Below are 21,844 nucleotides of genomic sequence, written 5' to 3' on the forward strand. Positions count from 1 at the left end.
TCTGACAACACTCCCGACAATCTCGTTTCGATCTGCAAAGGATTCCGTGGTGGCGACTGCTAAGAAGAAATCGTCGAAGAAGGCCAAGAAGACGAAGAAGGCATCGCCCGCCCGCGCGACCAGGAAAGCCACGGCGAAGTCGCACGCTGCCAAGACCAAGAAGGGTGGGCGCGTCACCAAAAGAGCGAAGAAAGCCACCAAAGCCAAGACGGGTGCCAAGAAGTCGACGGTAGAGAAGGTCGCCAAAAAGGCCGTCAAGAAAGCTGCGAAGAAGACCGCCAAGAAGGCTGCCACGAGGCCCACCAAGGCTCTGCCGGAGAAGGCATCCGCTGCGGCCGTAGCTCCGGCTGCAAGGAAGCCCGCTGCGCCGAAAGCTCCGGCTGTCGAGAAGGCACAGAAGGCAGCAACGGTCCTCGCGCCCAAGCAACCCAAACCCGCAGCGACCGCTGCTGCGCGCGCGTCCGTCTCGGCACCTGCCGCGGACCGCGGCAACGTCTACTACATCACGACCGCGATCGCGTATCCGAACGGTCAGCCGCATATCGGCCACGCCTATGAGGCGATCGCGACCGATGCGCTGGCACGCTTCCAGCGGCTCGACGGCAAGGACGTGTTCTTCCTGACCGGCACCGACGAGCACGGACAGAAGATGATCCAGACCGCGCAGGGCGAGGGGATGACGCCGCACGATCTCGCCACCCGCAACGCTGCGCGCTTCAAGGAGATGGACGAGCGGCTCAACGTCTCGTTCGACCGTTTCATCCGCACGTCCGAACCTGCCCACCACAAATCGGTGCAGGAAATCTGGCGCCGCATGCAGGACAATGGCGACATCTATATCGACGCCTATGCCGGCTGGTACTCGGTCCGCGACGAGGCCTATTACGCTGAGGATGAGACAACAGTCGGCGAGGACAATGTCCGCCGTGGCCCACAGGGCACCCCCGTCGAATGGGTCGAGGAGAAGAGCTATTTCTTCAAGCTGTCGGCCTACCAGGACAAGCTCTTGCACCTCTATGAGAGCCAGCCCGATTTCATCGGCCCGGATTCGCGCCGCAACGAGGTGATGAGCTTCGTGCGGGGCGGGCTGAAGGATCTCTCGATCTCGCGCACCACCTTCGACTGGGGCGTCAAGGTCCCCAACGATCCCGAGCACGTGATGTATGTCTGGGTCGACGCACTGACCAACTACATCACCGGCGTCGGCTATCCGGACGAGAGCGACAAGCACTGGCGCTACTGGCCGGCCGACGTGCACATCATCGGCAAGGATATCATCCGCTTCCACGCGGTGTACTGGCCGGCCTTCCTGATGTCGGCCGGCATCCCATTGCAGAGGCGCGTCTATGCGCACGGCTTCCTGTTCAACAGGGGCGAGAAGATGTCGAAGTCGGTCGGCAACGTAGTCGATCCCTTCAATCTGGCGAACCAATACGGCGTCGACCAGCTGCGCTACTTCTTCCTGCGCGAAGTGCCGTTCGGCCAAGACGGCAACTACAACCACGAAGCCATCGTCGCGCGCATCAATGCCGACCTCGCCAATGATTTCGGCAATCTCGCCCAGCGTTCGCTGTCGATGATCGCCAAGCAGCTCGGCGGCGTGCTGCCGGAGCCGGGCGAATTCAGCGAGAACGACAAGGCGATCCTGGCGCAGGCCGACGCCATGCTGGAGACGTCGCGGACCGCGATGGCGACGCAGCAGATCCATCAATGGCTCAACACGGTCTGGGCCGTGGTCGCCGAAGCCAACCGCTACTTTGCCGGTGAGGCGCCGTGGGCCTTGGCGAAGACCGATCCGGCGCGCCAGAAAACGGTGCTGTATGTCACCGCCGAAGTCGTGCGCCAGATCGCGATCATGGCGCAGGCCGTGATGCCGGAATCCTGCGGCAAGATGCTCGACAGCCTCGGTATTGCCGCGGATGCGCGCAGCTTTGCCGCGATCGCGGAGCGGATCAGGCCGGGTACGGTTCTGCCGGCGCCGGTCGCCGTATTCCCGCGCTACGTGGAACCGAAGACCGAGTGAGTGGTTCGAAATTCATGCTGGTCGACAGTCACTGCCATCTGGACTTTCCTGATTTCGCCGACGATCTCGACGGGATCGTCCGACGCGCCGAAGCGGCCGGCATCGGCCGCATGGTCACGATCTCGACCCGGGTAAGGCGGCTCGGCGGCTTGCTTGCGATCACCGAGCGCTTTCCGGACGTCTACTGTTCGGTCGGCACCCATCCGCATCATGCCGACGAAGAGGACGGCATTCCGGCCAGCGAACTGATCGAGCTGACGAAGCATCCGAAAGTCGTGGCGCTCGGCGAGGCGGGGCTCGACTATTTCTATGAGCATGGTTCGCGCGAGGCGCAGGAGCGCGGCTTTCGTGCGCATATCGCTGCTGCGCGCGAAACCGGCCTGCCGCTCGTCATTCATACCCGGGAAGCCGACGAGGATTGCGGCCGCATCCTGGAAGATGAGATCGCGAAGGGGCCGTTCAAGGCCGTGCTGCACTGCTACACCGGCGGACGCGAGCTCGCGATGAAGGCAATCGCACTCGGGCTATCGATCTCGTTCACGGGCATCCTGACCTTTAAGAAGTCGGACACCCTGCGCGCGCTGGCCGCCGAGCTGCCGGCCGATCGCATCATGGTCGAGACCGACGCGCCGTATCTTGCGCCCGGAAAATTCCGCGGCAAGCGCAACGAGCCGTCCTATGTTGTCGAGGTCGCCAGGGTGCTCGCCGAAACGCGCGGTGTCTCGCTCGAGGAGATCTCGCGGCAGACCACTGAAAACTTCTTCCGGCTGTTCTCCAAGGTGCCGGCGCCGAAGGTTGCTGCATGACGCTGACACTGACCATTCTGGGCTGCGGCTCATCCGCCGGCGTGCCACGTCCGGCACTCGGCTGGGGCGCCTGCGATCCCAACAATCCCAGGAACCGCCGTCGCCGCTGCTCGATCATGGCGGAGCGCACCATGGAGCACGGCACCACGCGGGTCGTGATCGATACGTCGCCCGACCTGCGTGAGCAGCTGATCGACGGCAATGTCGAGCATATCGACGCGGTATTCCTGACCCACGAGCATGCCGACCAGACCCACGGCATCGACGATCTGCGCTCGGTGGTGCTGCACCAGCGCCGCCGCATCCCGGTCTACTTCAACCAGTCGACCGCCAAGGACATCATGGCGCGGTTCTCCTATTGCTTCATCTCGCCGGAAGGCAGCGACTATCCGCCGATCCTGACCCGGCATTCGATCGAGGCCGGCGAGAGCCACACGGTGCAGGGGAAGGGCGGTCCGCTGAAGCTCGAGGCCTTCCTGGTGCAACATGGCCGGATTCCTGCGCTCGGCTACCGCATCGGTGATGCCGCCTACACGCCCGATCTGCACGACATTCCCGAGGAGAGCTGGCGGGCGCTGGCAGGTCTCGATCTCTGGATCGTCGACGGCCTGCGCTATGCGCCGCATCCCAGCCATTTCAGCGTCGCCGACGCGCTGTCATGGATCGAGCGCTTCAAGCCGAAGCGCGCGGTCATCACCAACATGCATTCCGACCTCGACTACGAGGTGCTGCGGCAGAGCCTGCCGGCCGGCGTGATCCCGGCCTATGACGGCATGCGGCTGACACTCGATCGGGCAGGTTGAAAACTCAATAGTCCTGAGCTGGCCGGCCCTGGCGCGCCTACCGCGGACACGCGGTTCCGCTCGTCAGGGTGATCGACCGACACTGCAGTCGGCCATTGACCTTTTGCACATTGTCGATATCGTTATGATCATAACGATATATCCGAGAGGATCAGATGACGGAAGCTGTGGCGGCGCGCGATTACACCGACCGCACGCGATATGACGCGCTGATGGACGTCGTGAAGAACCGCCTGACGACCCGGGCGTTCGACGCCAGCTACGCGATGCCGCCGGAACACTACGACATGATCCTGGAGGCGGCGCGGCACGCGCCGTCGGGCGCCAATGCGCAACCCTGGCACTTCATTGCCGTCACCGATCAGGACCTCAAGAACAGGATCACGGAATATTTCCGCGAGGAGCAGGTCGCACGCGCCCGGCTCAAGATGAAGTTTCCGACGCCCGATTATCGCGGCCTCGCGTCGGCCCCCGGCTTCATCGTCGTCGCCAGCGACTTCCGCTGGGTCAAGGCGTTTCCCGTGCTCAACGACGGTTCCGAGCTCGACAAGATGTACAAGGAGAATGCCGAACGCATCCTGCTGCAGAGCGTGGCGGCGGCGACGATGTCGGCGCATCTCGCGGCGGCCGCGCTCGGCTACAACGTCTGGTGGGTGACCGCGATCGGGCAGGAGAAGGCCCAGCAAGCGATGAAGCCGCTGCTCGGCATCCCCGATGAATTGTCCGTGCTCGACATCATGTGCTTCGGCCCGCCGGCCAAGCCGCCGTACAAGCGCTGGAAGAAGAGCCTTGCCGACATCAGCAACTGGAACAGGTTCGATGATCAGCACTACATGACCGAAGCCCAGATCGACGAATGGGTGTCGACCACGCGCCACAAGGTGATGTACCGCGATGCCGAGAACGTCGACTAAAGCGGACGCGCCGGTCCGGCGGGGCGCGTCGGACTACCGGCTGGAGGACCAGGTCGGCTTCCTGCTGCGCCGCGCCTATCAGCGCGCGTCGTCCAACCTGGTCGAGCGGATCGGGTCCTACGATCTGACGGCGCCGCAATACGCGACGCTGGCCCGGCTCTACGAGCGCGGGGCGCTGTCGCAGAACCTGCTCGGCCGGCTGGTCGCGATGGAGCCGGCCAATATCCGCGACGTCGTGCTGCGGCTGAAGAAGCGCCGCCTGGTTGCGACCCGGCGCGACCCGACCGACAAGCGGCTGATCCTGATCGATCTGACCGCGGCCGGCGTGGCGCTGGTCGAGCAGTTGATCCCGATCGAGATCGAGTGCACCGCGGCGACGCTGGCGCCGCTCAAGGCCGACCAGAAACAACTGCTGTACGAATTGCTCGGCCGCCTTGCAGAGGGCTGAGCCGGCGCCACATACTCGCTGTCGTCCCGGGCTTGACCCGGGACCCATAGCCACGAATGCCAGTTGTGTTGCAACGCTGGGCCACATCGCACTCCAACAACGCAACCCTGTGGTTATGGGTCCCGGCTTTCGCCGGGACGACAGCGTCTATGAGGCAAGAGTGCGCTGCACGACACTGAAGGCGGCTTATGCTCAGGCCGTAATCGCCTTGGCCGATCCGACCTCGTTCCGCAGCAGGAATTTCTGGATCTTGCCTGTGGAGGTCTTCGGGATCACCCCGAACAACACAGACTTCGGCGTCTTGAAGCCCGGCATGTGCTCGCGGCAATAGGCGATGATCTCGGCCTCGGTCGCCTTGGCACCGTCCTTCAGCTCCAGGAAGGCGCAGGGCACTTCGCCCCATTTCGGGTCGGGCTTTGCGACGACCGCAGCAAACAGCACGGCCGGGTGCTTGTAGAGGATATCCTCGACCTCGACCGACGAGACATTCTCGCCACCGGAGATGATGATGTCCTTGGAGCGGTCCTTGATGATGACGTAGCCGTGCTCGTCGAGCACGCCGAGATCGCCGGTGTGGAACCAGCCGCCGGCAAAGGCTTCCTGCGTCGCCTTCTCGTTCTTCAGATAGCCCTTCATCACGATGTTGCCGCGGAACATGACCTCGCCGATGGTCTCGCCGTCGCGCGGCACCTCGCGCATCGTCTCGGGGTCGAGCACGGTGACGTCTTCCTGCAGCGGGTAGGCCACGCCCTGGCGTCGCTTCAGCTGCGCGCGCTGATCGGCCGACAGCTCATCCCAGCCCGGCTGCTCGGCGCAGACGGAGGCGGGCCCATAGACTTCGGTCAGCCCATAGACATGGGTCAGCTTGATGCCGATGCGCTCGGCGCCCTCGAGGACTGCAACCGGCGGCGCCGCGCCCGCGATCAGGCCGACGACGGGCTTCGCCTTTCCGCCCTTCGGCGCGTCAGGCGCATTGATCAGCGTGTTGTAGACGATCGGCGCGCCGCACATGTGGGTGACGCCGTGATTCGGGATCAGCTCGAAGATTTTTGCCGGATCGACCTTGCGCAAGCAGACATTGACGCCGGCGGTCGCCGCGATCGTCCAGGGGAAGCACCAGCCGTTGCAGTGAAACATCGGCAGCGTCCAGAGATAGACCGGATGCTGGCCGAGATTGCCGGCGAGAATGTTGCTGACGGCGTTGAGATAGGCGCCGCGGTGATGGGTGACGACGCCCTTCGGATTGCCCGTCGTGCCCGACGTGTAGCTCAGCGCGATCGCGTCCCATTCGTCGGCCGGCGGCCGCTCGGCGAATGCGGGATCGCCGGAGGCGACCGCCGCCTCATACACGATCTCGCCGATCCGCTCGCCGCCGGCGAAGGCGGCATCATCGACGTCGATCACGAACGGCTTTGGGCCCTTCATCAGGGTCAGGGCTTCCGCGATCACGCCGGAGAACTCGGGGTCGACGAGGATGATCCTGGCGCCGCCATGATCGAGCTGGAACGCGATCGACGCCGCATCGAGGCGGATGTTGAGCGCGTTCAGCACCGCGCCGGTCATCGGCACCGCGAAGTGCAGTTCGTTCATCGCCGGGATGTTCGGCAGCATCGCCGCGACCGTGTCGCCATGGCCGATGCCGCGGCCTGCGAGATAGGACGCAAAGCGCTTGCAGCGTTCGTAGGTCTCTTTCCAGGTGAAGCTGCGGCCCTCATAGACCGCGCTGACATGGTCGGGATAGACGGCGGCCGAGCGGGCCAGGAAGCTCAGCGGCGTCAGCGGCACGTAGTTGGCGGGCGTCTTGTCCAGCCCGATCGAGTACTGGTTTTGAGCTGCACTCATGGCTCTATCCAATCCGCTAGGTTCTCAAAGGAATCCAATCGATATCCAGGGGAAGATGGCGACGATGATCAGACCGATCAACAGCGCCAGCATGTAACCCCAGATCGGCCGGATACCCTCGGCCGGATCGACGCGCCCGATGGCGCAGGCGGCATAATAGCCGACGCCGAACGGCGGCGCGAACAATCCGATGCCCATCGCCAGGATGATGATCATGGCGTAGTGCACCTCGTGGACGCCGACCTGGCGCGCAATCGGGAACAGCAGCGGCCCGAACAGCACGATGGCCGGAATGCCCTCCAGCACGCTGCCGAGGATCACGAAGGCCAGGATCGAGACCGCGATGAAGGTCGCCGAACCTCCCGGCAGCCCGGTCATCGACGCCGCCAGCGCCCGCGAGAAGCCGGACTGGGTCAGGCCCCAAGCCATGCCGGTCGCGGTGCCGATGATGAAGAGGATCGCGCCCGACAGGCACGCCGTGTCGATCAGCATCGGCACCAGCCGCCGCCAGTTGAACTTGCGGTAGATCAACAGGCCGATGACGAAGGCGTAGACGATGCCGATGGTCGAGACTTCGGTGGCCGTGGCGATGCCTTCGACCACGGCGTAGCGGATCACGAAGGGCAGCGCCAATGCGGGCAGGGCGAACACCAACGCCTTGCCGATCTCGCTGCCGGTGGCGCGCTGCACGTGGCTCAAGTTCTCGCCGCGGTAGCGCCACCACACCAGTCCGGACAGCGTGATTGCCAGCACGACGCCAGGCAGCAGACCGCCGGTGAACAGCGCCGAGATCGAGACGCCGGTGACCGAACCGATCGTGATCAGGACGAGGCTCGGCGGAATGGTTTCGGTCTGGGCGCCGGTGGCGGCGAGCAGGGCGACCAGATCGCCCGGCTTGGCGCCGCGCTCCTTCATTTCCGGAAACAGCACGGGTGCGACGGCCGCCATGTCGGCAGCCTTCGATCCGGAGATGCCGGACACCAGGTACATGGCGCCAACCAGCACATAATGCAGGCCACCGCGGACATGCCCGAGCAGGCTCGCCAGGAACGCCACCATTGCGCGCGCCATCCCGGTCATCTCGATCAGCAGGCCGAGGAAGACGAACAGCGGCACCGACAGCAGGATGAGGTGGCTCATGCCCTCGTCCATCCGGCCGACCAGCACCATCAGCGGCGTCCGCGTGGTCAGCGCCAGATAGCCGAAGATCGCCATGCCGAAGGCAAAGCCGATCGGCACGCCGGCGAACACGCCGAAGCCGACCACGCCGACGAAGAAGATGATCAGATTGAGGTTGCCGAGCGGCCGCAGCATCGGCTGCGCCAGCCAGAACACGCCGATCAACGCGACGACCGTCAGCGCGGCCAGCAGGAAGGTCTTGACGTCGCCAACCCGCGCCAGCCGCAGCAGCGCAAACAGCCCCATCAGGCAGGTGCCGACCGGCAGCGCCGCCGCGCGCCACGTATTGGAGATCTGCAGCGCAGGCGTCGTGATGAAGCTTTCCTCGTAGGCGTATTCATAGGCCGGCCGGACGATCAGGATCAGGAACGCCAGCGCGGCGCAGGTCGCGACCACGTCGAGATAGCCCCACAGCCTGGGCCCTGCGCTTGCGACCAGCGCCGTCATCCGCATGTGCTCGCCACGACGGAACGCCACCGCCGAACCCAGCATGGCGAGCCACAGGAGCAGGATCGACGCAAGTTCGTCGGACCAGATCAGCGGCGCATGCAGCACGTAACGCGACACCACGCCGGCGAACAGGATGACGACCTCGGCGACGACAAGGATCGCCGCCGGAATTTCGACCAGCCATCCGAGCGCCGCGTCGATGGAACCGAGAACAGAGCGGCGGCGAGGGGGCTGTGACGCCGCCTCGCCGGCCACGGCCGGCGTCATCTCGACATGCGCCATGGCAAGCCTCCCGCTTGATCGATCAGGACAGTTTACCGACGGACTTCTCGAGCAGATCCCAAGCCTTCTCGCCGTACTTGCCCTTCCACTCGGCGTAGAAGCCGGCGGCGCGCAGCTTGTCGCGGAACGGCCCGACCTCGGGCTGGTTGAACACGAGGCCCTTGCCCGAGAGCTCCTGCTTCACGGTGGCGTTGAGCTTCTCGGTGTCCTCGCGCTCCTTGACGGCGGCCGCGTTGACGTTCTTGGCAACGATCGTCTTGATATCGTCCGGCAGAGCCGCCCAGGCGCGGCGGTTCATCAGGAACCAGAAGCCGTCCCACATGTGGTTGGTCAGCGAGCAGTACTTCTGCACCTCGTACAGCTTAGCCGCCGAGATCAGCGCCAGCGGGTTTTCCTGGCCTTCGACGATCTTGGTCTGCAGCGCCGAATAGACCTCGCTGAAATTGATCGAGGCGGGCGAGGCATCGAACGCCTTGAACATCGAGGTCCACAGCGGCGACACCGGCACGCGGATCTTGAAACCCTTGAGATCGTCCGGACCGTTGATCGGCTTGGTAGACGACGTGGTCTGGCGGAAGCCGTTGTCCCAGATCTTGTCCATGACCTCGAGGCCGGCCTTGTTGATCTCGCCGCGCACATAGGCGCCGAGCTCGCCATCCATGGCCTTCCAGACCGTGGGATAATCCGGGAATGCGAAACCGATGCCGTTGATCGAGGCTGCCGGCACCAGGGTCGCCAGGATCAGGCCGGACAGCGTGAAGAACTCGACGCCGCCGGAGCGCACCTGGCTCAGCATGTCCGTATCGGAGCCGAGCTGGCTGTTCGGGAACACCTGCAGGTCGAACCGGCCGTTGGTCTCGGTCTTGATCGCCGCAGCCATCTCCCGCGCGCGCGCCACGAACGGATGCGACTCCGGCAGGTTGTTGGCGAACTTGTACGAGAACTCGGCCGACTGGGCGCGCGCGACATACGGCGCGCCAATTCCGCCCAGGACGGCGGAAGCGGCGGAAACCTTCAGCAGCGTGCGTCGTGAAAAGCTCATTGGGTTTGCTCCCTCGAGAGGCTTGTTGTTGTTTTGAGATGCCATCCTATACGGACCTGATGCCGCGGGGTCATCAGCGATCTCTGCACAGCTGGCGCTTATTGCAGCGTCCGTACGCCGCGGCAATATCGGCTTTCTGACGAGACGCATGGGCGTGGATCGCTGTGGTGCCTGGACGAGCCCGATCAACCGATCGGGACAAGCCCGGACCGACGCCAAGCTGCGGGCCGGTGCGAAGATTTCCCACTAAATATCTGATCTAATTGTAGATATAAATATTCCATAATATACCTTATGCGAATTGCGGATGTGGAAGCCGATCCGGTTTGGGGCGGCCCAGCTGTGGGCTTCCCCTAGGCCGTCGCAACGCATCCCATAAGACCGTCGCGTTCGGGCGCAGCGATCATCGCCTCTGCGATCCCTAAGTCGCTCCTGGTATGTCCGGCTGACCACGGAGTTGGGCGATATCCTTGCGACGTCTGCGACACGCCGGTGTCGGTGATAGCCGCAGGTGAAGACGCTGCCGAAGATGGCGAAGGCGGCGCAATCGAAGGACCTGCGGAAGGCTTTCACCAAGCATCTGCGCGAACAGCCGGATCGCGCTGACCGGATACGCGCGCCCTCGACTTGTCCGCACCGTGCGTGATTGCGATCCCCTGCGACGGCCGCCTGCTCCGATGCGAGCGCATCCTCGGCCTGCCGTTGCCTAGGCCGGGAGCACGATCACCTTCGTTTTGAGCGGCGTTCGCGAATAGAGGTCGATCATGTCCTGACTGAGGAGGCCGGTGCAGCCGCTCGTAATGCCGTTCCCGATGGTTTCGGGGTCGCTGGTGCTATAGATCGTGTAAAGCGTATATGCCCCGTTTTGATAGAGGTAGAGCACGCGGGCGCCGAGTGGATTGTCGAGACCTCCCGGCATGCCGCGGGCATATTTGCCTGCCTCCGGCTGGCGCGCGATCATCTCCTTGGGTGGCGTCCAGGTAGGCCATTCGGCTTTGCGCCCGACATAAGCCTCCCCGCTCCACCGGAATCCATCGCGGCCGACATTGGCGCCATAGCGGGTCGCGTTTCCCCCTCCTTCAATGCGGTAAACATAGTACTTGCTGGGATCGATGATGATCGTACCGGGTGCCTCATCGCTGTCGTAGCGCACTGTCTTGCGAAAATATTGCGGTTTGACCTTGCTAACATCGACCGCAGGGATCGGGAATTTCTCGTCAGGCACGGGCCCGTAGACTTTCTCCGCCTCGGCCAGGCTCATGTAGTCGGATGCACAACCGGCCAGGCCCAGTGCGGCAAGACCGGCAGCGGAGCCGAATAGAAACGCCCGGCGGTTGAGACGCGGCGAACGAGGCCCAGACAGAGCGCCCTTGCCCATCGCGCCGGCAATTCCACGGTCCATGATCATGTTTTCGGGTTTTCCGAGATTTTCCAGAAGGCGCGACAAGCTTTATGTCGGGGAACCACCCCGTCACGACACTCTTATGGAGGATTTCGCGCTTTTTTATGAAGGGAAACTTTCAAGAAAAAGCTAAGGAATTCCGTTCTGTGTGTCGGTCTTATGCGGGGATTCAACAACCCCCGAAGGCTTTGCCTGATAGTCTGCCCCCGACTCAACGACACCAGTTCGAGACTTGGAGACCAATGGCCCGACGTACCGGCAGCGCTGATCTCCCGCTCCATGGTGGACGCGTGCCGCCGTGGCTGGCGGAGCGCATGGCGACGCTGGGCGCGATCATCACGCAGGCGGTGGTCCATCATTACGGCCGTGACGCGTTCCTGCAGCGGCTCTCGCATCCGTTCTGGTTCCAGTCGTTCGGCGCCGTGATGGGCATGGACTGGCATTCGTCTGGTATCACCACGAGCGTCATCGGCGCGCTCAAGCGCGGGCTGGCGCCGCTGCAGGACGAGCTCGGCATCTACGTCTGCGGTGGTCGCGGCAAGCATTCGCGGCGCACGCCGGACGAATTGTCGGCGCTGGGCGACCGGACCGGCGTCGACGGCGTTGCCCTCACCCGCGCCAGCCGCTTGGTCGCCAAGGTCGACAGTGCCGCGGTCCAAGACGGTTTCGAGCTCTATCTGCACGGCTTCTTCGTCACCGCGGACGGCAAATGGACCGTGGTCCAGCAAGGCATGAACGACCGCAAGCGGCAGGCGCGACGCTACCACTGGCATTCCGAGGGGCTGCGCAGCTTCGTCGACGAGCCGCACAGCGCGATCGACGGTCCATCGCAGGGCGAGATCGTCAATCTGACCGATCACCGTGCCGACGCCTCGCGCCAGGCCCAGCTCGATCTGCTCGCCGCGCTCGGTCCCGACGGCATCGCGCATGCATATGCCGAGCTGACCGAGAAGGTGGCGGCGCAGGGCGATCTCCTGCACCTGATCATGCCCGCGCATCACGATGTGCGCTCGAGCGATGTCTTCATCCGCCGCCTGCACGGCACCCTCGCCGCTGCGGCCGAGCGCGGGCCGCTGGATTTCCCCGAGCTGCTGCTCACGCCGGGCGTCGGCGCCCGCACCGTGGAATCGCTCGCCATGGTCGCGGAGGTCGTCCACGGGACGCCGTATCGCTTCCGCGATCCGGCGCGTTTCTCACTCGCGCATGGCGGCAAGGACCGTCATCCGTTCCCGGTGCCGATCAAGGTCTATGACGAGACCATCGACGTGCTGAAATCGGCGGTACGGCAGGCGAGGCTCGGCCGCGACGAGGAGTTGCAGGCGCTGAAGCGGCTGGATGACCAGGCCCGCAGGCTGGAGCTGACCGCAACCGGTCCGTCCTTCGATGCTTACGTCGCCAACGAGCGCGCGCGTTCGCCGGCGCTTGACGGGCGGTCGGTGTTCGGTTGGGAGGCCGACCTCGCCGCCCGCGACCGCATCACCAAACGCTAGGCTAGGTACACCCGTCAGCGTCCCCTGAAGCGCGGCTTGCGCCGTCCGAGGAAGGCCGCGACGCCCTCCTTGTGATCGTCGGTCAGGCTCGCCAGCGCGAACTGGTCGATATCCATGTGGCTGGCGAGATCGTCGAGCGCATGCGCCAGCCGGTTGACCGTCAGCTTGGTCATCGCGACCGAAATCGGCGGCTGGGCGGCGACCTTGGCCGCGAGCGCCATCGCGGCCTCATATGATTTGCCCGGATCAACCACCTGCTCTACCAGGCCCCATTCGTAAGCCTCGCCGGCCGAGATCCGGTCGTCGGCCAGGATCACGGCCTGCTTGGTGCGCGCCGGCCCCATCAAATGCAGCATGCGCGGCACGCTCTGCCAGCTCATGTTCATGCCGAGCGCGATCTCCGGCACGCGTAGATGCGCATTGCGCGCCATGACCCGGAAATCCAGCGCAACCGCCAGCGCCACGCCGCCGCCGACGCAGAAACCCTCGATCGCGCCGATCGTGACCTGCTCCATCTCCTGCCAGGCGCGCGTCAGCCGCGGCCCGAGCTTCAGGTGACGGCGCAGCGTGCCCATATCCATGGTCTGGCGCGAGCGTCCCTCGGCATCCTTGAGGTCGAAGCCGGCGCTGAACGATTTGGCGCCGCCAGTCAGCACCACCACCGAGGTTTGGCCATCGTCCTCGAAGCTGCGCGCCGCATCGGTCAGCTGCCGCAGCGCCTCCGGCGACAGCGCGTTGATACCGTCGCCACGGTCGAACCGCACCACGGCGATGCGTCCCTCCGGTCCGAGGCCCTTCTCGATCGTCACATCGTCAACCACGCATACCTCCCTGCTCGCATGTTATGTACTGCTTGCCTCGACATAGCACAGCGGTTTCGCCTATTCTGTGGGCATGAGCGAACATGATCACCACCACCACGATCACGACCATTCCGAACTGTCGGAGACCGAACTGCGTGTCCGCGCGCTGGAATCGATCCTGACCGAAAAGGGCTACGTCGAGGCTGCAGCGCTCGACGCCATCGTGCAGGCCTATGAGACGAAGATCGGCCCGCATAACGGCGCCCGCGTCGTCGCCAAGGCGTGGACCGATCCCGCCTTCAAGAAGGCGCTGCTCGAGGACGCCAGCAAGGCGGTCGGCACCCTCGGCCATGTCAGCCGGGTCGGCGACCATCTGGTCGCGATCGAGAACACGCCTGGCCGTCACAACATGGTCGTCTGCACTTTGTGCTCCTGTTACCCTTGGGAGATGCTCGGCCTGCCGCCGGTCTGGTACAAGGCCTCGCCGTATCGCTCGCGCGCGGTCAAGGATCCGCGCGGCGTGCTCGCCGATTTCGGCGTGAGCCTGCCGAAGGAGACGGAAATCCGCGTCTGGGACAGCACGGCTGAAACGCGATTCCTGGTGCTGCCGATGCGGCCCGCGGGCACCGAGGGCTGGAGCGAAGAACAGCTCGCCGACCTCGTGACGCGCGATTCCATGATCGGCACCGGCTTCCCGAAAACCCCGGGAGCGCCGTCGTGAACGGGATCCACGACATGGGCGGCATGGACGGGTTCGGCAAGGTCGAGCCCGAGCCGAACGAGCCGATGTTCCATCAGGAATGGGAATCGCGGGTGCTCGCCATGGTCCGCGCGATGGGCGCGGCCGGCGCCTTCAACATCGACGCATCGCGCTTCTATCGCGAGACCCTGCCCCCGCAGGTCTATCTGTCGAGTTCCTACTACAGGAAATGGCTGCTCGGGCTGGAAGCCCTGCTGCTCGACAAGGGGTTTATCTCCAAGGACGACGTCGCTGCCGGACATTCCGTCGCGCCGGCGAAATCGCTCAAGCACGGCAAGTTCTCGATGGCCGACGTCGAGCGCATCATGGTGCGCGGCAAGTTCGGCCGCGCCGCACCGGCGCCGGCGAAGTTCAAGGCCGGCGATCGCGTGCGGGCGAAGAACATCCATCCCGTCACGCACACGCGGCTGCCGCGCTACGTGCGCGGTCATGTCGGTGTGGTCGAGCGCGATCATGGCTGTCACGTGTTTCCCGATACCGCGGCGAACGACGCCGGCGAGCATCCGCAGTGGCTGTACACCGTCGTGTTCGATGGACGCGAATTGTGGGGGCCGGACTCCGATCCGACCATCAAGGTCTCGATCGACGCGTTCGAACCGTATCTGGAGGCGATCTGATGGATGCCGGCGCCGCCGCGCGCGCGACCAGCGCCGTGTCCAGCATTCCCCGCGATCAGGACGGCCCGGTGTTCCGCGCACCGTGGGAGGCGCAGGCGTTCGCCATGGCGTTGACGCTGCATGACCGCGGCGTGTTCACCTGGCCCGAATGGGCCGCCGCCCTCGCCGATCAGATCAAGCGCGCACAGGCTGCAGGCGATCCCGACACCGGCGAGACCTATTACCAGCATTGGCTCGCGACCCTCGAACACCTCGTGGCCGCCAAGGGCGTGACGACGAAGGACGCGCTGCACCGCTACCGCGACGCCTGGGACCGCGCCGCCGACCGCACCCCGCACGGCAAGCCGATCGAGCTGACGGCCGCGGATTTTGAGTAGCGGCGCGTTTCCGCCGTGCGCCAAATCGCGCCGCATTCACAGCTGTCGTCCCTGCGAAAGCAGGGACCCATACTCCGCGGCGAATATTGTGTGAACGCGACTCGTCGTTCCAGCATCGCTCAACAATAACCATTCGTGGTTATGGGTCCCGGCCTTCGCCGGGACGACGATGAGGATGGGTTCGCGATCTCCTTTGCATGGGGTTGTTTTCGATATTTTGGTAGTGCGCCCCTGCGGACGGCGGTCCGCCCGCGGTTACGGGCCGCCCTGCGCGACATATTCCCGCCAGCCCTTGGCCCGCAGGCTGCAGGCCGGGCATTCGCCGCAGCCATAGCCCCAATCGTGCTGGGCGCCGCGTTCGCCGAGATAGCAGGTGTGCGAGTGCTCGCGGATCAGATCGACCAGCCCTGCCCCGCCGAGTTCGTGCGCGAGCCGCCAGGTCGCGGCCTTGTCGAGCCACATCAGCGGCGTGTGCAGCTCGAAATCCCGGGCCATGCCGAGGCTGAGCGCGGACTGCAGCGCCTTGATGGTCTCGTCGCGGCAATCCGGATAGCCGGAATAGTCGGTCTCGCACATACCGCCGATGATGTGGCGGATGCCGCGCCGATAGGCCAGCGCGCCCGCGAAGGTGAGGAACACGAGGTTGCGGCCGGGGACGAAGGTGTTGGGCAACCCGTCCGCACCCATTTCGATCGCGACGTCGCGGGTCAGTGCGGTGTCGGAAATCTCCGAAAGCGTCGGGATCGCGAGTGTGTGGCTGTCGCCAAGCTTCGCTGCCCAGTCCGGCCGCAACGCCCTGATGCCGTCCAGCAGGCGGTCACGGCAGTCGAGCTCGATCGCATGGCGCTGGCCGTAGGTGAAGCCGAGCATTTCGACGCGCGCGAAGCGGTCCAACGCCCAGGCCAGGCAGGTGGTGGAATCCTGGCCGCCGGAAAACAGCACCAGCGCAGTGTCGGAATTATTCTGATCGGTCATGGAACGCGCTTTACCACTCCTTGGCGCCACGGCCAATCGGTGGACAGCGCCGCGATTCCGGCGCGTTTTGCTGGGATCGACAGGGCTGATTTGGCATAAGGCATATACCGCTCACAGTCCGGTGCCCGATGACCCCTTCCCGCGACATTTCCCGCCTGATCGAGATCATGGCTGCGCTGCGCACGCCGGTGACCGGCTGCCCCTGGGACCTCGAACAGAATTTTGAAACGATCGCGCCCTACACGATCGAGGAGGCCTATGAAGTCGCGGATGCGATCGCGCGCGGCGATTTCGAGGATTTACGCGAGGAGCTCGGCGACCTCCTGCTGCAGGTGGTCTATCACGCAAGGATGGCCGAGGAGCAGAACGCGTTTGCGTTCGGCGACGTGGTCGAGGCGATCACGAGGAAGATGATCCGCCGTCATCCGCACGTCTTTGCCGACAAGGACGGCAACATCCAGCCCGCCGGCGTCAAGAGCGCTTGGGAGCGCATCAAGGCCGAGGAGAAGGCCGAGCGCGCCGCGCGGCGGCCGCCGGACGAGACCGCGCACACATCCTTGCTCGCCAGCGTGAAGGCGGGCCTCCCTGCCTTGACACGCGCGATGGAGCTGCAGCGCAAGGCGTCCACGGTCGGCTTCGACTGGAACGACCCGCATGCGGTGCTCGCCAAGATCCGCGAGGAGGCCGACGAGATCGAGGCCGCGCTCGACCGCAACGACAGAGCCGAGATCGCGGAGGAGACGGGCGACCTGATGTTCGCACTGGTCAACCTCGCCCGCCACGTCGACGCCGATCCGGAAACCGCGCTGCGCGCGACCAACGCAAAGTTCGAGCGGAGGTTTGCCTATATCGAAAAGGCGTTGGCGGCGATGGGACGCTCGCTCGACGGCGCGACGCTGGAGGAGATGGATGCGTTGTGGAACGAGGCGAAGACTGTCGTCGTCCCTGCGAAAGCAGGGACCCATACCGCGTGATCTATCGGTGGGCTGACGGTACCAGTACCGCGTGAGTGATGAACTGGCGCGGTCGTGGGTGCGGAACTGCGACCGAGCTCAACAACGATGGCAGGTGGTTATGGGGCTCTGCTTTCGCAGGGACGACATCGAGTATGTGGGACGTGGCCGCGTCAAAACACGCAGATGCGTCCCCTACCTCACAGCAGCGTGCCGTGCAGGATGACCGCCGCAACGCCGAAATAGATCACGAGGCCGGTGACGTCGACCAGCGTCGCGACGAACGGCGCGGACGCGCTGGCCGGATCGAAGCCGATGCGCTTGAGGATGAATGGCAGCATCGATCCGGACAGCGAGCCGAAGGTGACGATACCGACCAGCGCGGCGCCGACGGTGACGGCCACCAGCATCCAATGCGGGCCGTAGTCGAACAGGCCCAGCGTCTGCCAGAGCGTGATCCTGACGATGCCGATCACCCCCAGAATGGAGCCGAGTACGATTCCGGTCGGCAGTTCGCGCAAGGCGACGCGCCACCAGTCGCGCAGCCGCACCTCATGCAACGCCAGCGATCGGATCAGGAGCGAGGTAGCCTGGGAGCCGGAATTGCCGCCGGAGCTCATGATCAACGGGATGAACAGCGTCAGGACGATCGCCTTCTCGAGTTCACTCTGGTACGACTGCATCGCGGTTGCGGTCAGCATTTCCGAGAGGAACAGTGCGCACAGCCAGCCGCCGCGCTTCTTGATCATTTCGAGGAAGCCGATCCGCAGATACGGCTCATCGATCGCTTCCATGCCGCCGAACTTCTGGGCGTCCTCGGTCGATTCCTCGACGATGGCGTCGATGACGTCGTCGACCGTGACGATGCCGAGGATATGACCGGGGCCGTCGACGACGGCGACCGCGAGCAGATCGTAGCGCGAGATCAGCCGCGCCGCCTCCATGCGGTCGGCCTCCGGCGAGATCATCAGCGGCTTCCGCGCCGGTGCCGCGGTGAGCACATTGGCATGCGGGTCGGCCGAGATCAGGCGGCGCAGCGGCACCGCCTGGATCAGCGTCTTCTTGATCGGGTCGATCACGAAGATCGAGTAGACGGTCTCGCGGGTGCGCTCGACCATCCGGATGTGATGCAGGACCTCGGCGATGGTCCAGTTCGAGGGCACGCTGACGAATTCGGTCGTCATGATGCTGCCGGCGCTGCGTTCGGGATAGGCCAGCAGCCCGGAGATGACGTTGCGGGTATCCGGATTGAGGCCGTTCAGCAGCGTGGTGCGCAGCGGCTCGACCAGCTCCTTGAAGATGTCGGCGGCGCGGTCGTCGGAGACGCCGGACAGCAGCGACACCGCCGTGTCCTTCGGCAGCTCGGCCAGGATCTCGCAGGTGTTGTCGAGCCCGGGCAGGTCGAGCACCTCGATCGCCTTCTCGGCCGGCAGCGATTGCAGCAGCTTCGCCGCATCCGCCGGCTCCCGGGCATTGAGGGCATCGACGATCTCGGGCGCCCGCACATGGGCAAGGTCCCCGTTCGGGCCGGCGAGCGTGTCGTGGGTGATGGTTTCGCTGGTGTCCTGCATCGATCCGCCTCGGCTTTGCGTCCAGCAGCGCAATGAACCAAGGCGGCGCAGATTTCAAACAGAAAGTGCGGCGGCACGTCGCAGGCGCGGTCGAGCGAGGCCGCGTCACGGCGCCGTCACATTTCGGGAGATTGCGAGGTGCCGTGCCGGAGGGCCGATCAGGCCCGGCTGAACAGTTTCGCGGCGTCTTGCACGGCCTCGCGCGCGGCGGCGAGATCCGGCGCTTCGTTGTCGTCGTTGAAGCCGAAATAGTCGTTTTCACCGACCGGCTGGACGACGATGCCGTCGCGTCGGCCGAGGACGCTGAGGTTGCGGTAGAAGACGCCGTAATTGACATCCGGCTGGGGAATGAGCCAGGCGATCTGGCCGCGCACCGGAACGATGCTCTCGTCACGAAACAGCGCACGGGCGCCGTAGCCGGTGCAGTTGACAATGACGGTTTCGCGGATCTTCGAAAGATCGGACGGCGTGTGCAACTCGATCGGCACGAAGAGCCCTCCGGCGCGCTGAAACTCTGCTTCGAGCTGACGGTAGAGATCCGTGACATTGTAGGTGAGCGAAGCGCTCTTCCACGCGTATGGCGCCGGAAACGGATTTGCTCCGGCGGCCAGCAAGTCCCATCGCGGCGTCAGCGACCTGATCCGGCCGCGCAATTCGAGGAATTTCTTCGAGCCGTCGCCCGAGGCATGCTGGCGCCTGTGCGGACGGCCGTCAGCGTCGGGCGCATCGTCGGAGAGCAAGTAGCGATCGGTCCATTCGATCGGATTGCCGGCTAGGCCGAGATAGCTTTGGTGGGTGGCAAAGGTCGTGCGCGCCATCCGCTCCCAGCGGTCGGCAAAGTCCGGCGTGACGTCTGCTTCCATCGCGATACGCGAATCCGGCGACCAGTCTCCGGTCGCACGCGCCGAGCGTACCTGCGGGAAGCGCTCCTTGGCGTAGATCGTGACGGTCGCGCCCATCCGCTGGGCGGTGATCGCCGTCGTCAGCCCGATCGCGCCGGCGCCGAGGACGGCAATGTTGCGCGCGCTCAATTGCAGGGCGAGCGGCACGGCCTCCTGCGCGGCGCCCCAGGACAGCGACCAGCCGCTACCGCCGTGTCCGTAATTGTGGACGACATATTTGGTATCGATCCATTCCGCTTCAATGCGCGGACCGGCGGCGCGGAACGGACGCAGGCATACCGTGACACGAAACATGCGGTCTGGACGCGCAAGAACCGGCCGGAGCGCAGGTGCGTCGACGAAAGCGGCATTGTCGGCGGTCCCACGCGTTGAAAATCCTGCGACCGCAGCGCTCGCCAGGCCGCCGCCGAGAAATGTTCGACGGTTGAACATCGATCCCACTTCGATCCCCCTTGCCGCTGCGGATTTCCGGGACGCTACGTCCCGTGCGGCAAAGCATCGAATCGTGACATGACGATGTCGCGCTTGGTCTCATCGACCCGCACCGTCATGTCGAAGCGCTCGCCATTGAGCTCCTTGTTCAGGACCTCGGCATTGCGATGCAGCCAGCTGATGCCGGCGCCGTCGGAGGCGTCGATCGAAAGATTGAGCGTGATGCGCTTGGCCGCGAGGCGATCTTCGATCGCGGTCAAGAGCTCCTTGATCCCCTCGCCCGTGACGGCCGAGACCAGGAAGCACGGCCGCTCCGGCGGCCGGCGCGCGGCGATGTTGCGCAGATTGTCCCGTTCCTCCGGATCGAAGCGATCGATCTTGTTCCAGACCTCGATGATGCGCTGGCCGCCATCGGCGTCGGGATCGATGCCGAGCTGGTGCAGCACCGCCTCGACGTCGCGCTCCTGCGCCTCCGCATCCTCATGGGAGATGTCGCGGACATGCAGGATGATGTCGGCCTCCAGCACTTCCTCCAGCGTGGCACGGAACGCGGCCACCAGCTGGGTCGGCAGACTGGAAATGAAGCCGACCGTGTCCGACAGCATCGCCTTGCCGCCATGCGGCAGGTTGAGCGCACGCAGGGTCGGGTCGAGCGTCGCAAACAGCATGTCGGCGGCCTGCACGTCGGCGCGCGTCAGGCGATTGAACAGGGTCGACTTGCCGGCATTGGTGTAGCCGACCAGCGCGACGACGCGGTACGGCACGCGCTGGCGTCCGGCGCGATGCAACCGCCGCGTCGCCTGCACCTTCTTCAGCTCGTTCTCAAGCCGCGTGATGCGGTCGCCAATCAGGCGGCGGTCGGCCTCGATCTGGGTCTCGCCCGGACCGCCCATGAAGCCGAAGCCGCCGCGCTGGCGTTCGAGATGGGTCCACGACCGCACCAGGCGGCTGCGCTGGTAATTAAGATGGGCAAGCTCGACCTGCAGCGCGCCTTCCTTGGTCTTGGCGCGGCGGCCGAAGATTTCCAGGATCAGGCCGGTGCGGTCGAGCACCTTGGTGCTCCAAGCCTTCTCGAGATTGCGCTGCTGGATCGGCGACAACGCGCAATCCATCACCACGAGCTCGACCTTGTCGCTGGCGACGAGGCCGTTGATCTCCTCGACCTTGCCCTTGCCGAGATAGGTCGCGGGCCGGATCTGGCTGATCGGCGCGACGACGGATTCCACCACGGTGAGGTCGATCGCACCGGCGAGGCCGGCGGCTTCCTCGATCCGCGCTTCGTAGTCGCGGACAGAGGCATCCGTTTGCGCATCGCCGTCGCCACGGCGCATGCGCAGATACGGGCCGATGACGATCACCCGCCCGGTGCTCAAGTCCCCCGCCGACCCGGGCCTAGACTTGGTCCGGTCGACGCCCCCCTCAGGATTGAAGGGTTCCAATCAGTTCACTCTCAAGCCGGTGCGTCCTCACCACCTTCGAACAGCTGAATCGGAGCGCCGGGCATGATGGTCGAGATCGCGTGCTTGTAGACAAGCTGCGAGTGACCGTCGCGCCGCAGCAGCAAGCAGAAATTGTCGAACCATGTGACAATGCCCTGCAGCTTTACCCCGTTGACCAGAAATATCGTCAGTGGCGTTTTTGTTTTACGAACGTGATTAAGGAAGGTGTCTTGTAGATTTTGTGCGCGGTCTGCCGCCATTGTTTTTGTCCCGCAAGCTTGTGCTTCTTTTTATTGAACCGGTTGCGGCTCTCTGACGGAGCCTCCTCCGGCTG

21 protein-coding genes are annotated in these 21,844 nt (G+C 64.7%); 11 read left to right on the forward strand and 10 right to left on the reverse strand.

Annotated features, from left to right (window positions below):
* The first annotated feature begins 49 nt into the window (after positions 1-49).
* The 5 genes from metG to HAP47_RS20730 all read left to right on the forward strand — a co-directional run bounded on the left by metG (position 50) and on the right by HAP47_RS20730 (position 4,994).
* The gene (gene metG / locus HAP47_RS20710; RefSeq protein WP_173643606.1) at positions 50-2,023 is read left to right on the forward strand and encodes a methionine--tRNA ligase; all 1,974 of its coding nucleotides are present in this window, start codon (positions 50-52) and stop codon (positions 2,021-2,023) included.
* Positions 2,024-2,037: 14 nt separating this feature from the next.
* The gene (locus tag HAP47_RS20715; protein ID WP_173643675.1) at positions 2,038-2,829 is read left to right on the forward strand and encodes a TatD family hydrolase; all 792 of its coding nucleotides are present in this window, start codon (positions 2,038-2,040) and stop codon (positions 2,827-2,829) included.
* Positions 2,826-3,632, forward strand: coding sequence for an MBL fold metallo-hydrolase (locus HAP47_RS20720; protein ID WP_173643607.1), 807 nt, complete (start codon positions 2,826-2,828; stop codon positions 3,630-3,632). Before HAP47_RS20715 ends, HAP47_RS20720 begins: the two co-directional genes overlap by 4 nt.
* 155 nt (positions 3,633-3,787) lie before the next feature.
* Entirely contained in the window at positions 3,788-4,546 is a 759-nt protein-coding gene (locus HAP47_RS20725; protein WP_173643608.1) for a nitroreductase family protein, read from the forward strand.
* Positions 4,527-4,994: a MarR family winged helix-turn-helix transcriptional regulator gene (locus tag HAP47_RS20730; protein WP_173643609.1), complete on the forward strand. Its 468-nt coding sequence runs from the start codon at positions 4,527-4,529 to the stop codon at positions 4,992-4,994. Before HAP47_RS20725 ends, HAP47_RS20730 begins: the two co-directional genes overlap by 20 nt.
* A gap of 192 nt (positions 4,995-5,186) precedes the next feature.
* Here HAP47_RS20730 and HAP47_RS20735 read toward each other — a convergent pair whose 3' ends face one another.
* The 3 genes from HAP47_RS20735 to HAP47_RS20745 are packed head-to-tail and all read right to left on the reverse strand — an operon-like array spanning position 5,187 to position 9,789.
* Positions 5,187-6,836: an acyl-CoA synthetase gene (locus HAP47_RS20735; protein ID WP_173643610.1), complete on the reverse strand. Its 1,650-nt coding sequence runs from the start codon at positions 6,834-6,836 to the stop codon at positions 5,187-5,189.
* A gap of 24 nt (positions 6,837-6,860) precedes the next feature.
* The gene (locus HAP47_RS20740) at positions 6,861-8,747 is read right to left on the reverse strand and encodes a TRAP transporter large permease (protein WP_173643611.1); all 1,887 of its coding nucleotides are present in this window, start codon (positions 8,745-8,747) and stop codon (positions 6,861-6,863) included.
* Between the two features lie 22 nt (positions 8,748-8,769).
* On the reverse strand, positions 8,770-9,789 hold the full coding sequence (locus tag HAP47_RS20745; protein WP_173643612.1) for a TRAP transporter substrate-binding protein: 1,020 nt from the start codon (positions 9,787-9,789) through the stop codon (positions 8,770-8,772).
* A gap of 529 nt (positions 9,790-10,318) precedes the next feature.
* Here HAP47_RS20745 and HAP47_RS20750 point away from each other — a divergent pair.
* The gene (locus HAP47_RS20750; protein WP_231168989.1) at positions 10,319-10,435 is read left to right on the forward strand and encodes a hypothetical protein; all 117 of its coding nucleotides are present in this window, start codon (positions 10,319-10,321) and stop codon (positions 10,433-10,435) included.
* A 60-nt stretch (positions 10,436-10,495) separates the two neighbouring features.
* Here the strand turns inward: HAP47_RS20750 and HAP47_RS20755 are convergent, their stop codons facing one another.
* Positions 10,496-11,197, reverse strand: a complete 702-nt coding sequence (locus tag HAP47_RS20755; RefSeq protein ID WP_173643676.1) for a L,D-transpeptidase — start codon at positions 11,195-11,197, stop codon at positions 10,496-10,498.
* A gap of 236 nt (positions 11,198-11,433) precedes the next feature.
* On the opposite strand from HAP47_RS20755, the gene HAP47_RS20760 reads away from it, so the two are divergent.
* Positions 11,434-12,681, forward strand: a complete 1,248-nt coding sequence (locus HAP47_RS20760) for a DUF763 domain-containing protein (protein WP_173643613.1) — start codon at positions 11,434-11,436, stop codon at positions 12,679-12,681.
* Between the two features lie 14 nt (positions 12,682-12,695).
* Here HAP47_RS20760 and HAP47_RS20765 read toward each other — a convergent pair whose 3' ends face one another.
* Positions 12,696-13,502: an enoyl-CoA hydratase/isomerase family protein gene (locus tag HAP47_RS20765; protein WP_173643614.1), complete on the reverse strand. Its 807-nt coding sequence runs from the start codon at positions 13,500-13,502 to the stop codon at positions 12,696-12,698.
* 73 nt (positions 13,503-13,575) lie between these two features.
* Here HAP47_RS20765 and nthA point away from each other — a divergent pair, with 73 nt between their 5' ends.
* Genes nthA through HAP47_RS20780 form a run of 3 tightly spaced genes read left to right on the forward strand, consistent with a single transcriptional unit; the run spans position 13,576 to position 15,238 of the window.
* Entirely contained in the window at positions 13,576-14,205 is a 630-nt protein-coding gene (gene nthA, locus HAP47_RS20770) for a nitrile hydratase subunit alpha (protein WP_173643615.1), read from the forward strand.
* On the forward strand, positions 14,202-14,861 hold the full coding sequence (nthB, locus tag HAP47_RS20775) for a nitrile hydratase subunit beta (protein WP_173643616.1): 660 nt from the start codon (positions 14,202-14,204) through the stop codon (positions 14,859-14,861). Before nthA ends, nthB begins: the two co-directional genes overlap by 4 nt.
* Positions 14,861-15,238 carry a nitrile hydratase accessory protein gene (locus HAP47_RS20780; protein WP_173643617.1) on the forward strand — a complete coding sequence of 126 codons (378 nt, stop codon included), beginning with the start codon at positions 14,861-14,863 and terminating at the stop codon, positions 15,236-15,238. Before nthB ends, HAP47_RS20780 begins: the two co-directional genes overlap by 1 nt.
* 255 nt (positions 15,239-15,493) lie before the next feature.
* Here the strand turns inward: HAP47_RS20780 and queC are convergent, their stop codons facing one another.
* Complete coding sequence (queC, locus tag HAP47_RS20785; RefSeq protein WP_092114481.1) at positions 15,494-16,213, reverse strand: 7-cyano-7-deazaguanine synthase QueC; 720 nt, start codon at positions 16,211-16,213, stop codon at positions 15,494-15,496.
* Positions 16,214-16,341: 128 nt separating this feature from the next.
* Between queC and mazG the strand changes: the two genes are divergently transcribed.
* Complete coding sequence (gene mazG / locus HAP47_RS20790; protein ID WP_173643618.1) at positions 16,342-17,187, forward strand: nucleoside triphosphate pyrophosphohydrolase; 846 nt, start codon at positions 16,342-16,344, stop codon at positions 17,185-17,187.
* 179 nt (positions 17,188-17,366) lie between these two features.
* Here the strand turns inward: mazG and mgtE are convergent, their stop codons facing one another.
* The 4 genes from mgtE to hfq all read right to left on the reverse strand — a co-directional run bounded on the left by mgtE (position 17,367) and on the right by hfq (position 21,770).
* Positions 17,367-18,737 (reverse strand): magnesium transporter, encoded by a 1,371-nt coding sequence (mgtE, locus tag HAP47_RS20795; RefSeq protein WP_173643619.1) that lies wholly within the window; start codon positions 18,735-18,737, stop codon positions 17,367-17,369.
* A 158-nt stretch (positions 18,738-18,895) separates the two neighbouring features.
* A complete protein-coding gene (locus HAP47_RS20800) occupies positions 18,896-20,071 on the reverse strand; it encodes an FAD-dependent oxidoreductase (protein WP_173643620.1) in 1,176 nt (391 codons plus the stop codon).
* A 44-nt stretch (positions 20,072-20,115) separates the two neighbouring features.
* Positions 20,116-21,510 carry a GTPase HflX gene (gene hflX, locus HAP47_RS20805; RefSeq protein ID WP_371821635.1) on the reverse strand — a complete coding sequence of 465 codons (1,395 nt, stop codon included), beginning with the start codon at positions 21,508-21,510 and terminating at the stop codon, positions 20,116-20,118.
* Positions 21,511-21,521: 11 nt separating this feature from the next.
* Positions 21,522-21,770 (reverse strand): RNA chaperone Hfq, encoded by a 249-nt coding sequence (gene hfq / locus HAP47_RS20810; RefSeq protein ID WP_006020546.1) that lies wholly within the window; start codon positions 21,768-21,770, stop codon positions 21,522-21,524.
* Positions 21,771-21,844: the final 74 nt, after the last annotated feature.

It is taken from the genome of Bradyrhizobium sp. 41S5 (assembly GCF_011516665.3).
Lineage (GTDB): Bacteria > Pseudomonadota > Alphaproteobacteria > Rhizobiales > Xanthobacteraceae > Bradyrhizobium > Bradyrhizobium quebecense.